Annotated in this window: 14 protein-coding genes; 5 read left to right on the top strand and 9 right to left on the bottom strand. The window is 56.0% G+C overall.

The annotated features are described in order from the left end of the window. Positions 1-602 (bottom strand): hypothetical protein (locus tag B3P58_RS12285; protein WP_286717798.1); only part of this gene is annotated, 602 nt, incomplete at its 3' end. Continuing rightward, a complete protein-coding gene (locus B3P58_RS12280; protein ID WP_286717796.1) occupies positions 599-1552 on the bottom strand; it encodes an ABC transporter substrate-binding protein in 954 nt (317 codons plus the stop codon). The genes B3P58_RS12285 and B3P58_RS12280, both read right to left, overlap by 4 nt. Positions 1553-1715: 163 nt before the next feature. On the opposite strand from B3P58_RS12280, the gene B3P58_RS12275 reads away from it, so the two are divergent. Then, entirely contained in the window at positions 1716-1994 is a 279-nt protein-coding gene (locus B3P58_RS12275; RefSeq protein ID WP_286717794.1) for a hypothetical protein, read from the top strand. A gap of 126 nt (positions 1995-2120) precedes the next feature. Here the strand turns inward: B3P58_RS12275 and B3P58_RS12270 are convergent, their stop codons facing one another. Further along, positions 2121-2696: a YceI family protein gene (locus B3P58_RS12270; RefSeq protein WP_286717792.1), complete on the bottom strand. Its 576-nt coding sequence runs from the start codon at positions 2694-2696 to the stop codon at positions 2121-2123. A gap of 61 nt (positions 2697-2757) precedes the next feature. Continuing rightward, positions 2758-3300: a cytochrome b gene (locus B3P58_RS12265; protein ID WP_260997875.1), complete on the bottom strand. Its 543-nt coding sequence runs from the start codon at positions 3298-3300 to the stop codon at positions 2758-2760. A gap of 143 nt (positions 3301-3443) precedes the next feature. Between B3P58_RS12265 and B3P58_RS12260 the strand changes: the two genes are divergently transcribed. Next, positions 3444-4340 (top strand): LysR family transcriptional regulator, encoded by an 897-nt coding sequence (locus B3P58_RS12260; protein WP_286717789.1) that lies wholly within the window; start codon positions 3444-3446, stop codon positions 4338-4340. Between the two features lie 6 nt (positions 4341-4346). On the opposite strand, the gene B3P58_RS12255 is transcribed toward B3P58_RS12260, so the two are convergent. Further along, positions 4347-4988 (bottom strand): hypothetical protein, encoded by a 642-nt coding sequence (locus B3P58_RS12255; protein ID WP_286717787.1) that lies wholly within the window; start codon positions 4986-4988, stop codon positions 4347-4349. Positions 4989-5198: 210 nt separating this feature from the next. Beyond that, a complete protein-coding gene (locus B3P58_RS12250; protein WP_286717785.1) occupies positions 5199-6530 on the bottom strand; it encodes an MATE family efflux transporter in 1332 nt (443 codons plus the stop codon). 73 nt (positions 6531-6603) lie between these two features. Here B3P58_RS12250 and B3P58_RS12245 point away from each other — a divergent pair, with 73 nt between their 5' ends. Beyond that, positions 6604-7227: an SCO family protein gene (locus tag B3P58_RS12245; RefSeq protein ID WP_145467444.1), complete on the top strand. Its 624-nt coding sequence runs from the start codon at positions 6604-6606 to the stop codon at positions 7225-7227. A gap of 7 nt (positions 7228-7234) precedes the next feature. Here B3P58_RS12245 and B3P58_RS12240 read toward each other — a convergent pair whose 3' ends face one another. Both B3P58_RS12240 and B3P58_RS12235 read right to left on the bottom strand, forming a co-directional pair. After that, positions 7235-7651, bottom strand: a complete 417-nt coding sequence (locus B3P58_RS12240; protein WP_286717782.1) for a hypothetical protein — start codon at positions 7649-7651, stop codon at positions 7235-7237. Between the two features lie 87 nt (positions 7652-7738). Next, positions 7739-10429 (bottom strand): S8 family serine peptidase, encoded by a 2691-nt coding sequence (locus B3P58_RS12235; protein WP_286717780.1) that lies wholly within the window; start codon positions 10427-10429, stop codon positions 7739-7741. Positions 10430-10579: 150 nt separating this feature from the next. Between B3P58_RS12235 and B3P58_RS12230 the strand changes: the two genes are divergently transcribed. Continuing rightward, positions 10580-12094 carry a YifB family Mg chelatase-like AAA ATPase gene (locus B3P58_RS12230; protein ID WP_286717778.1) on the top strand — a complete coding sequence of 505 codons (1515 nt, stop codon included), beginning with the start codon at positions 10580-10582 and terminating at the stop codon, positions 12092-12094. Positions 12095-12168: 74 nt separating this feature from the next. Then, positions 12169-12333 carry a hypothetical protein gene (locus B3P58_RS12225; RefSeq protein WP_186435822.1) on the top strand — a complete coding sequence of 55 codons (165 nt, stop codon included), beginning with the start codon at positions 12169-12171 and terminating at the stop codon, positions 12331-12333. Here the strand turns inward: B3P58_RS12225 and B3P58_RS12220 are convergent. Beyond that, a partial coding sequence (locus B3P58_RS12220; protein WP_286717775.1) for an EAL domain-containing protein occupies positions 12315-12947 on the bottom strand: 633 nt, incomplete at its 5' end. The genes B3P58_RS12225 and B3P58_RS12220 overlap by 19 nt on opposite strands.

The following is a 12947-nucleotide window of genomic DNA, read 5'->3' as shown; positions in this document are numbered from 1 at the left end:
ATGCGCTGCAGACCCAGTGTATAAAGCACCAGCAGCAGGATCAGCAGAGCAATACGCAGCCCGGTGCTTTGCAGCATCTGCTGGCGCTGGTCGCTGGCGTCGTAATGAGCAAACAGCCAGCCCTGCTGCTCTCCCCGCAGCTCGAGGGTGCGGAACTGAATAGGCTGCAGGCCATAGAAATGTCCGCCATCCTGAAAAAACTGAAATTGTTGCCGGTCCAGAGATAAATGCTTGCTGGTCAGATCAACGTCCAGAGGCCGGCGAATGTCTGCCCTGCGGGTTGATAGCAGAACCTGACCATCGACCAGCAGCAACAGATGGCTGACGTGTGGGCGGGTTGCCATCCGGCTGAGGGTCTGATCGCCGAGCGTCCATTCTCCATCCGCCAGTTGGTGCTGCAGGGTTAAACGCAGTCCGCCCAATTCGGCTTCCAGCTTGTTTGACCAGGTACTGCTGAACTGTTGGGTCAATGCCTGATAGAGGAAATAGCTGAGCAATAAGGCCGCAACGCCCAGTGCCAGAGCTGACCAGCTGAGCAGAATTTTGCGCAGAGAGCCGTATTTCCGGCGACGCTTATGATGTGGCTTGCGGCTCTCTGTCATGGTGACACCGGCAGAAAACGGGGATCGGTAAACTGCTTAAGCTGCGGCGGGGCTGGCATCAGTTTCTGTTTAACCATCAGCTGAGCAAGGCCGTCCGCATTGCGGCTTAAAGGAGAGGGGTCGCCGCTGAGCAGGCGCCGGTTTTCTTCTGTGTCCGGTAATTCCAGCCCATCAAACATGGCGCTGATCTGCTCGTCCGGCAAACGCAGACGCTGGTTCATAATGGCAAATGAAGTCTGCGGAGAGGTTTGTATCAGCTGGCGGGCCTGCAGATAGCCATCAATCAGCTCCTGTATATGCTGTGTTTGCTGTTCCATCACCTCCCGGCGAATTGCCAGCACATCGACGATCTGGCCCTTGATTGCGCTGCTGTCGAATAATACCCGGGCTCCGGCGCGGGCCAGTTCGCTGCTGAAGGGTTCGTAGGTGATCATGGCATCGATGCTGCCGTTCTGATAAGCCTTCAGCTGGTCACTCAGGTTCATATGGCGGATACGCAGTGAGTTGTCCGGCAGTTCAGCAAAGTCCATGGCACTTTTCAGCATCAGTGCCCCCACGGCAGTGGTTTCCAGCGCGATGGTTTTGCCACGCAGATCACTCAGGGTGTGAATATCAGGATGAACCATCAGCATGTCGGCACCGGCAGAAATATTAAACACCAGCACCACGACCAGATCCTGCCCCTCCTGTACCAGTGCCAGCACTTCATCCAGTGTCAGCGCGCCGCCTTCCAGATGACCGAGGCGCAGGGCATCGATAACATCCGATGCTGAAGGAAGCTCCACCAGTTTGATGTGATGATTGTAGAGACCCTGCTCCCGTGCCAGATAAAGTGGCTCATAGCCGGGCCAGACGTTGGTGCCTACACGCAGCAGGGATCCCGGCGAGTCACAGCCACTGGTAGCTACCAATGGCAGGCAGAGCAGCAACCTTAAAATCCAACCCCGCACAGAAACTCCGGCTATTCGCTAACACTTTGTTAAGCCTAGCAGTTTACGGTTTTTCTGCTGCTGAATGTGTGGCTTTGGTGTGGTGACATTCCGACCATGGGCTAATAGTCCGGAGTGCTGAAATATGCTCCCCTGAAGGTTCAACTGAAGACAGGTACAGGCTATGTCAGACAAGAATAACAATAAGCGCAGTCACGCTAAGGCAGATGCAGAAACAACGCCTGCCAATGATGCCGGTTCGCGTTTTGAAAGAGTGTTTTATCGTTATCTGGCCTGGTTTCCGATTCTGGTGCTGCCGATGATGGTGTGGGAAATGATGGGAACGGGTCAGTATGGGGTTGGCAGCATTGTTGCGCTGATCCATGCCGTACTGGTGTTCCGCTTTGTGCAGGTCATCAATTTGCCGGGAATCTTTAAGCGTCGTCGCCCAACAGACGCCTGAAAAACAGAGATGCCTGAAAACAAAGGGCGTCTGAAAAACAGGGGACGCCTGAAACAAAACAGGCAGAAAGCGGGTAACGCTTTCTGCCTGTTGTTTTTCCGCCTGCTTTATTTCAGGTGCCAGTGATTACTGACGGATACCTTCGATAAACAGACCAATCTCAACGCTGGTAGACGCGGGACCCAGGTTGTAATCGATACCGTAGTCAGACAGCTTCAGTTTGGTTTTACCTTCAAAACCAGCGCGGTAGCCACCCCATGGATCTTTACCTTCACCGATCATTTTCACCGGAAAACTGATCGACTTGGTGACGCCGTGCAGCGTGAAATCGCCGGTCAGAACGCCTTCGCCTGCGCCGGTGGATTTAAAGCCGGTGCTCTTGAATGTGGACTGCGGGAATTTGCTGACGTCGAGGAAATCAGAACCTTTCAGGTGCTTGTCACGTTCAGCATGATTGGAATCCAGGCTGGCGGTTTCAATGGTCACTTCAATGGCTGACTTTTCCGGTGCCTTGGCATCGTATTCAAACTGACCGTCAAAAGTATTGAAACGACCCAGCAGCCAGCTGTAACCCAGATGCTGGATCTTAAACTGGATAAAAGCGTGGGCGCCCTGTGTATCAATTTTGTAGGTCGCTGCCTGGGACAGGGACGGCATCAGCAATGCGGCGCTCAGGCCGGCAGCAAGCATCAGTTTTTTCATTGTTCGCTCCTTGGTTTTTTAAAGCGGTTTTGTCATTGAATCTGTTGTCGCACGGAGTGATTTAAGCGCCGGGCTTAAGCATCCGCACCAGTGTTTTGTCTTTATCCAGCCAGTGATGTTTGATCGCTGCCACAGCATGCAATCCGGCAATGAGCATCAAAGTCCAGGCCAGCGCCCAGTGAATAACACCGGCGACATCTTCCTGATTAGCGTGGGTCAGGGTGGCGGGTAACTCAAATAAGCCGAACACCTCAATGGCCCGGCCATCGGCGGTGGAAATCAGATAGCCACTGATAAACAGTGCCAGCATCAGCAGATACAGCAGAATATGCGTCAGGTGAGCAATCTTATGCTCCCAGACTTTGCTGCCCAGTGGCTTTGGCTGCGGGTTACGCAGCTTCCAGATCAGGCGCAACAGCCACGCCAGCGCCAGTATGACGCCGGCACTTTTATGCAGATCCAGCGAACCCCGGTACCAGGCGTCGTAATAGGTCAGCTCAACCATATACAGGCCGAGGCCAAACAGCCCGAAAACGGCCAACGCCATCAGCCAGTGGAAGGCAATGCTTACCCAGCCATAGGAAGAAGAAGTGTTGCGAAGCATAAAGTCCGGCCCTGAGTACCCTTGAGAATTGATCTCGATAAGAACCCACCATAGCGGCTTTAGTTCAGCAAAAAAACACGCATAATCGGACAACTGTTGTGCAAATATGCACAACTCAGATGCATTGATGAACGGAGAATCCGATGGAAACGAGCTGGGATGATATCCGCATTGCTTATCAGGTGGCGGAGTCGGGCAGTCTGAGTCGTGCCGGTGAACGGCTGGGTATGAACCACAGCACGGTGCTGCGTCACATCAACCGGCTGGAGCAGCAACTGGGGCATAAGCTTTTTATCCGTCATCAGCGCGGTTACCGGCTGACTGATGCAGGGCAGCTGCTGCTGGAAAAAATGCATCCGATTGTGGCCGATATGCGCCGTTTGCAGGGCACACTGTCGACGCTGGATGCTTCACCGTCCGGTACTTTGCGTATTTCGACAGTGTCTGATTTTTCACCGTTTTTTACGCCATTGTTGCATGCGTTCCGCCAGGAATTTCCCCAGATCCGGGTGCAGATTGTTGCCACCGATGATGTGTTATCCCTGGCACGTGGTGATGTGCATGTGGCCATCCGCATGGGCGCCGAGCCGCGCGAACCCGATCTGATTGCCCGGGCGCTGTTGCCGGTGCAGATGCACTATTGTGCTGCTGAAAGCTATATCGAGCGCCATGGTTTGCCGCGTTCGATGGCCGATATCAACCGCCATTGGTGGGCATTACCGACCGGCGAAAAGCAGCGTATATCGGGCATCAGGCAGCTGCTGGAAAAGCTCGATCCGGGCCAGATTGCCTTTCAGAGCAACAGCTTTAACGACATCCTGTCGGCGGTAAAGGAAGGTATGGGGATAGGTCCGGTTGGTGCTTTACAGCGTCTGGCTGACAGTGTGTCAGGCCTGAAGCAGGTAGAATTCGGACTCAGTGCCGAACCGTCATTGATGTGGTTTGTGTATCACAAGGACATGCGCCGCAGTGCGCGGGTGCAGGCGCTGCAGGAGTTTATTCTGCAACGCCTGCCGGAAATTCAGCACAGGCTTGGCTGAGCGCTATCACAGCAGGTTGCTGGTTAATCCCATTTCGTTTGACATGGATGGCCACTGACGCCAGATATGTACCAGATTGCTGGCTTCCTGACGGTTCATAAAGGCTTTGAACTCCGGGCTCTGATAGGCCATCTGCGGGCCGAACAGACGTTTCACGGCAATGTCGACCAGCTGATCCAGATCGTTGGCAAAAGGTTCGCCGATCAGGGTGTGGATAATCACATTCGACAGTGTCATATCCATCGGAATCAGCGGCTGGCCAACACGGTGGATATAGGTTTCGTTCACCTCTTCCAGCAGACGGTGAGCCAGGTAGGCTTTGTCCATCAGCGCGGCCAGACCAGCCTCATGGCTGAGCGCGGCCGGAGGTGTCACGAAAAACTCGGTCGCCATCTGGATAACCGGCTGTACATAGTGGCTTAAGCCCGCTTCCAGCGCGGCGGCCTGCAGGTCGAGCAGCATTTGTGGCACGTCTTCGATATAGCGGACAACAAACTCCAGCAGTTTTTCTGCCGCTTCACCTTCAGGCAGATCGACGATGCGGGCAACCTGATCGGCGCGGGAGCTCAGGGCATTCTGCAGTTGCAGGGTAATGGCTTCATCACTGAGGGCGTTGCGGATTTGCTGGTTGATAACTTCCATGGTCATGCGTTTGCCTCGTTTCCAATCTGCCGTGATTAGGGTGTGGTAAAGCTATAAGCTCAGGTTTACACACGCAATGGAAAATCACGGCACAACTTAGACGGAATTGATCTAAAAATTAATTTGTTAAAAAATCTTTTAAAATCAATAGTTTACGAATCTAATTTCTGTCGACTTTGGAAAGTATAGTAAAGTTTGACGCCGTAACCAGTCGATTTACATAAAATTTTGTGGACGCCTCCACAGTGTCAAAAAAGTGTTAATTGCAAACAGAGCCCGGGTCGTGAGGAAGGCGTAAAAAGACCACCACAGGCCGTCGTTCCCCCACTCTCTGCTCAGCCACCAGACTGGCAGAAATACCAGCAAAGCAGCCGCCAGCATGGCGTTGCGCATGGCAGCACTGGCCTGTGCTCCGATAAATACCCCATCCAGCCAGTAGCTGGCCACCCCCACTAAAGGCAGCCAGAACAGGTAGTGCTGATAGCGCTGCAGCTGTGGCAACAACTCAGGCTGACTGGTCATCAGACTGAGCAGGTAAGGCCCCGCCAGCCATAAGGCCAGAGTCAGGGTGGCTGCCAGCCCCAGCATGTTCAGGCCGGTGAGCAGCAGCGTCTGGCGTAATTGCCCGCTGTCTGCCTGGCCCAGACTGTGCCCGGTCAGGCTTTCAGCGGCATGGGCAAAGCCATCCAGCGCATTGGATATCAGCAACAATGCAGTAATCAGTAATGCATTAGTGGCCAGTGTCAGCTCACCCATACGGGCTCCCTGAGCGGTAAAAAAGGCAAATACCAGCAGCAGGCACAGGGTGCGCACAAATAAGTGCCGGTTGATACGTAACAGCGGGCGCAGTGTTATCAGCGGCGGGCGGACTCCCAGTGATTGCAAACCATGGCGGCGGGCGAAATACAGTGCTGCAGCCAGGCCGCTGTAATCGGCCAGCACGCTGCCCAGCGCCACACCGTCGCTGGTCATGCCGGCATGAAATACCAGCAGATAATCCAGCACGGCATTGAGGCTGTTCACCAGGGTCAGAATCAGCAGCGGAATGCGGGTTTTTCCCAAACCGATAAACCAGCCGGTGAGTACATACTGCGCCAGCACCGCCGGTGCCGATAACAGGCGGATGCTGAGATATTCTGCCGCTCCGCTCTGCACATTATCGCTGCCCCCCATTAACGGCAGCAGCCACGGCAGCGCGATAAAAGCTGCAGCCATCACCAGCAGGCAGATTGGCAGCACCAGCCATAACGAATGTTGCAGGCTTTCAATGACCTGCGCCTGTTGCTGTGCTCCGGCGGCGCGGGCGGTAACGGCGGTGGTACCCATGCGCAGAAAACCAAAGCTCCACAGCAGCAGGGTAAATAACTGCGCGCCTATCGCTACCGCACCAAGGTGTTTCGGGTCGGGCAGGTGTGCCAGTACCGCGCTGTCGGCCAGCCCCAGCAACGGCACCGTGATGTTGCTGAGCATAATTGGCCAGGCCAGCATCCAGATGCGGCGTTGTGTCGCAGCCAGAGAAGGGGCTGTTACTGCGTGGCTGGCCGTCATGGCTGATATACTCCGCGTCTCAGTTTTGCGATTACAGATTTGGGGTTAAGGCTTTGAGCAGGTGTTGGTCACGATGAAAAAAGCGATTGTACTGTTTTTACTGTTACTTGCGGCATGGCTGACCGGTGCAGGTGTTGCTTATGCACCGCAATGGCAGCAGGCACAGCTGCTGCAACAGGATGGTCTGATGCTGTTTCCGCGTGCGCTGGCCGTGAGCGATCAGGTCTTTATTAATCAGCATGGGCAGCGGATGGCATTACGAGAACTGCAGGGGCGCAATGTGCTGCTGTTTTTTGGTTACACCTTTTGCCCGGATATCTGCCCGACCACACTGGCCGACCTCAGCCGCAGCTGGAAACAGTTGCCGGCGGATATCCGCGAGCAATGGCAGGTGGTGCTGGTTTCGGTCGATCCTGAGCGTGACAGCCCACAGTCTCTGCAGCCTTATATGGCGTACTTCAATAAGAGTTTTCTGGGTTTAACCGGTAATGCCAATGGTCTGGGCGTGCTGGCGGCAGAACTCAATGCGGTGTATGGCAAGGTGGAGCGTGGCGAAGGCGTGGCTTATCTGATGGATCACAGTGCCAATCTGGTGATTCTGGATAAACAGGGCGCTTACCGTGGCTATATCGCCCCGCCGCATTATCCACAACGTCTGGTGCCGCTGCTGCAGGCGCTGAGTGCCCGCCTTCAATAACCCGCTGTCAGTAACGGCTGACCTGCATGGGCGCTGCTTGTAATGGCGGCCTTGTCCATTTAATCAGCTGCCGCAATCTGCTGTCGTCGCAGCGCCCCTGATATTCCAGCCAGTGAATGGTGTTACCGGCGAGAAATACTGAGCCGGAGACGATGGCGCTGCCGGCGGTCCAGCCACCGATAATCACCACATAGGCTGCGAGGCAGACTTCGGTGCTTTGCTGACAATCCCCTAGCCCCCGCAGCAGGTTGGCATGTGTGTTAGCCTCCAGCCACTCATAGTTCAGCGCCAGCTGGCGTGATACCAGTTCGCAGCGGGCATAGCCCTGATCCAGCGGCACTTTGCTGGGGTAAACGGTGCAGCCGCTGAGCAGCAGTACCAGCGCCAGCGCAGCAAGCTGCAGGCCGTTATCCGGTAGTTTCATCCATGACATCCATCGGGCACAGAGCCGTCAGTATGCTGAACGGCGGCTAAACCGCAGCTGAATGATGCGGCATCGCCTTTACCGGCATCATGGAGCAGAACTTTTGCCCGCTTCGCCGGAGACAACGGGTTGTTGCCGCTGCAGCGTATGGGCTGTGCTTTGGCTGTTGCTGCCCAGATTGCTGTTCAGGTTTATCAGAAAGTTCACTCCGCTGCGGCTCGCGCTTATCTCAATAATCTGTTGTGCCCCCAGGCTGGGATAAGCGCCACAGGTTTCTCCGGCCTGACAGATCACGTTATCCACATCAATATCAGAGCCGGCCAGCAGGGAGTAGCGGCCAGCAGGAACGGCCGGGAAGCTATAGCGGCCATTCGCCTGAGCAAAAATGCTGGTTGTACATTCTTTCTCATCGCGCCCGGCGGCGATGCAATCGGCATCTTCGAGTAATACATACTGCTGGGTCATGGCGTTGTTGCTGCTGATAACGCCATTTTGCATATACACCGGAATACTCAGGCTGTTGCTGCCGTCGCTGACGCTGATGGTGGCGTTGTAGTAGCCATCACTCAGACCGCTGCGGCTAACGCTGGCACTGTATGCGCCGAGATTTTTGTCGTCGACGCTGACCGCTGTAATGCTCAGCCAGTCAGCATCATCACTGATCGTAAGTTGCCCCGGTTGCAGATCACCGGCATTGCTCAGGGTAAAGCTGAGGCTGTTGTCGCTGCCAAATACCAGCTCCGCTGGAGAAGACTGCAGCGCCACCGGACGTAGCGGCAGGGTGCCGCCGCCAGCCAGTTTCAGCGCTTCACTGACTGCGCGATAGGCATCAATCTGACCATAACCTAACTGGTTGTCACGGTTACAGCTGGTGGCCTTATTGGTGATGGCACAGCTCTGCAATAACTGATCGACATCGCTGGCAGACAGCGCCGGATAGGCCGATTTCATCAACGCAATCACCCCGGCGACATGCGGACTGGCCATGGACGTACCTTCAAACAGGCGATAGCTGGGTTGGCGTGATCCGCTGCTGTCATCAGCAACGGTACTGAGCACACCGTCCTTCTGACCATCGCTGTTATCGTCATTGCTCAGCTCTCCACCGGGGGCAGCAACGCTGATGGTGCTGCCATAATTGGAATACGAGGCCAGTGTGCCGGTGTAACGGGTGGCGCTGACGGAAATCACTTCCGGATAGGCCGCCGGATAAGATGGTGAAGAAGTGGCCTCGTTACCGGCAGCGGCAACAATAATCACTCCGGCATTGCGCGCCGCGGCGTACACCGCCTGCTCCGCCGCCGAGGAACTGCTTCCCCCCAGGCTGAGGTTAATCACATCGGCCTTTTGGGCTGGCAGAGTGTTGCTGTCATTGCTTAACCGGGCGGCATAACGTACGGCCTGAATGATGTCGTAGGACGTGCCGTCATTTTTACCCAGCGCCCGCAGCGGCATGATTTTCGCGTTCCAGGCGACGCCCGCGCCGCCAATGCCGTTATTGCTTGCGGCAGCAATGGTGCCGGCAACATGGGTACCATGCCAGGAACTGGCTCCGGGAATATCGCTGTCGCCGGGATCATCAGGATTGTTATCAATGCCATTGCCATCGCGGGCGCTGTCTCTATTGGCAATAAAGTCATAGCCCGCAATCAGCTGACCACTCAGATCCGGATGGGCCAGATACACACCGGTATCGATGACCGCCACGATGACGCCATCACCTTTGTTCAGATTCCAGGTCTGCGGCAGATTGATGGCCGGATAATGCCACTGGTAGCGGTAGTAGGGATCGTTGGCTGTGGCCTGAGCCTTGCGGATGTAATTGGGTTCGGCGTATTCGATTCCTTCCTGCTGGCGCAGACGTTTGATATCCATCAGGGTCTGGCGTTTGTTATACAGAGCCTCGCTGAACGCACGCAGCAGATCGGGCTCAGCACTGCCGGCGCTTAACCGCGCGCTGCTGCGGTTAAGGCTGAGCAGCTGTGGTTTGTCCGGATCGTTTGCCGATGCTGCATTCAGCTGGCTCAGAGCCACCGGACTGAGCACGGTGTTTAAGCCAGCATTACGTGCCTGGGCGCTGATGCTGCTGCCGGCTTTGGCTTTAACAATGATTTCGTCGGCGACAAAATCATCCATTCTGTTTGCGGATGCCGATGCACTGGCGGGCAGGATCTGCAGTACGTATTTGGATATACCGGAATAGGCATAAACGTTAATCAGGTAGTCACCGTCGGCCGGAACGGTGACTTCTTCAAAAGCTCCGGCAGCACCATCCACCGGGCCCAGCTGAGATGCGTCTGCCAGCAGATAATCGCCTTCAGCATTCGGGGTCGCTTCGGCGAGAAACAAATCAAGGTCGCCGTGATAGCCTTCGCCGCTGTAAAAATAGGTGAGGTCGACAACCTGCAGGCGGATGATCTGTCCCGCTTGCAGGCTGGCCTTAAAGTAATCGTCGCGGTCTGCGCTGTTGGCATAGCGTTCAGATTCACTGTCTTCAGATACGGCTGCATCTGTTGGTCTGGCGGAAGCAAAACCCTGAACAGTCGTCAGGTTACTTAACAGTTGTGGATTGGTGGGATCATCATTACTGGCATAAGGCGCGTAGATATCATTGATATCGGAATCGGTAACAATACCGGTGGCAATGCTCAGCTGGCCCGATAACGAGTACGTGGCTGCCGGGTTGCTGCTGCCACTACTGCCTCCGCAGGCACTGAGAGTAAGACTCAGCAGCAGACTCAGGGGTAACAAGCTGGATTGATGTGCGAAGCTGATCATGGGATTTCCGGAAGGCGGCAGATAACGATGCAGGTATTTTAGCGGCTAATCGCAGCTCTGTGCGTGACCCGGTTGTCTTTTGTCTGCACATAGGCAATTGCAGCACTTTGCATTACCCTGAGGTTTCAGCCGTATAGCAAAGGATTGCTTATGTCGTTAGCCCGCGTATTTACCCGCGCGCAGCTGGGTATTGATGCTCCGCCGGTCATTGTTGAGGTGCACCTGTCCAGTGGCCTGCCGTCGCTCAGCCTGGTGGGGTTGCCGGAAACCGCCGTTAAAGAAAGTAAAGACCGCGTGCGTTCTGCCCTGATGAACGCGCAGTTTGAATTCCCCGCCAAGCGCATCACCATCAATCTGTCTCCTGCTGATTTGCCAAAAGAAGGTGGCCGTTATGATCTGGCCATTGCGCTGGGCATTCTTGCGGCTTCCGGCCAGATTCCGGCCACCGCTCTGGATGGACATGAATTTATCGGTGAGTTGAGTCTGGGCGGAGATTTACAGCCGGTACCCGGAGTATTGCCCTGTGCCCTGCAGGCAGCCCGTGCGGGTAATGTGCTGGTGTTACCCCAGGCCAATGCCAGCGAAGCGGCACTGTGTTCTCAGGGGGAATTCCGCAGCGCCGCCAGCCTGCTGGAGGTGACCGCTTATCTGCATGGCCAGCAGAGCCTGACAGCGGTAACAGCGGGCAATGCTGTCCCCGCGGGGCGTCCGCAACAGGCCGACTTAACCGATGTGCGCGGCCAGCCACAGGCGCGGCGGGCGCTGGAAATTGCCGCAGCAGGTCAGCATAACCTGCTGTTTATTGGCCCGCCGGGCACCGGCAAAACCATGCTGGCCAGCCGTCTGCCCGGCATTTTGCCGCCCATGAGTGAAGAAGAAGCGCTGGTGTCGGCGTCGGTTTATTCCATCAGCAGTCAGCCGTCGCAGTGGCAGGATCAGTGGCGCGTGCGGCCTTTCCGCGCGCCGCACCATACCGCATCCGGAGTGGCTCTGGTCGGTGGTGGCACAACCCCCAAGCCCGGTGAAATCTCACTGGCCCATGGCGGTGTGCTGTTTCTGGATGAGTTACCGGAATTTAGCCGCAAAGTGCTGGATGTGCTGCGTGAACCGCTGGAAAGCGGACGTATTGTTATCAGCCGTGCCAACCGCTCAATTACCTATCCTGCGCGTTTTCAGCTGATTGCGGCGATGAATCCCTGTCCCTGTGGTTATTTTGGTGATCCGGCCGGACGCTGCCACTGCACCCAGGAGCAGATCCGCCGCTATCAGGGACAGACCTCGGGGCCGCTGCTCGATCGTATTGATCTGCACGTTGAAGTTCCTCCCATTGCCACCGCGTTACTGCAGCAGGCTCCGGCCGGTGAAAGCAGCGCGGCAGTACAGCAGCGGGTGATGGCGGCGCAGGCGCTGCAGCAACAGCGTCAGGGGTGCGCTAATGCCGAGCTGAGCCCCACGCAGCGCGAGCAGGTCTGTGTGCTTCATGAAGAGGATCAGCACTGGCTGCTGGCGGCGATTGAGCGGCTGCAGCTGTCGGCCCGGGGGTATCACCGTCTGCTGAATATTGCCCGCACCATTGCTGACCTGGATGCCCAGCCGGCCATCGGTCGTGTGCATCTGCTCGAAGCACTGGGCTACCGCACGCTGGATCGTTACCGGCAGGGGTAAGGCTGCAGATTTGTGCATTATTTGCACAGATGTCAGTATCTGCCACACTTGGAGAAACCCTGTGGATATAAAGCATGGTAAAGCAACTGATTGTCTTCCTGATCATCATCGCCCTGACTGTGGCAGTTATGGTGTATTACCACGTCAATACGGAAAGCCCTTTTGACGGCGAAGCCTTTTTCGGCCCGAAAGAGCGCCCCGCAGAACCGTCACCGGCGCCTCAGAACAAGCGTCCCTGAGTAAATCCTGAATGTTCCGGAAAGCCGCTTTTCGCTTGTGCAATCAGTTCGCCCAGCGCCAGTGGGCGGGCGTAAATATAGCCCTGAATGCGGTCGCAGCCGAGACGGCGTATCTCTTCCAGACAGGCACTGTCTTCAACACCCTCAGCCGTTGTTTCCAGCTTCAGGCGGTTCGCCAGATCCAGCATGGTGGTAACAATATGGCTTTGTGGTCCGTGGTCGGGCAACGGCGAGACAAAGGCGCGGTCAAGCTTGATACCGGTCAGTGGCAGGTCACTTAAATGGGACAGTGATGAGAAGCCGGTGCCGAAATCATCCAGCACAATGTGCACGCCCGCGGCTTTCAGCTGGCGCAGATTCAATAAGGATACGCTGGCGTCGCGCATCATGGCGGTTTCGGTCAGTTCCAGCTCCAGAAACTGTGGTGGCATGCCAAACTGGTCGAGTAAGTCGAGTACCTGCCGGGTATAAAGGGGATCGGCAACCTCCGGAAAAGAGACGTTCACCGCCATGCGCAGCGGGTGGTCGAGCAGCTCCTGCAGCCGGCACCAGGCACTGATGGTTTCGCGCAATGCCCATTGGCCCAGCGCCTGAATCAGTCCGGCATTTTCGGC

Origin of the sequence: Thalassolituus sp. UBA2009, assembly GCF_002335285.1 — a bacterium.
Classification (GTDB): Bacteria; Pseudomonadota; Gammaproteobacteria; order Pseudomonadales; family Oceanobacteraceae; genus Venatoribacter; species Venatoribacter alkanivorans.
This window is presented reverse-complemented; position numbering and strand designations above follow the sequence as displayed.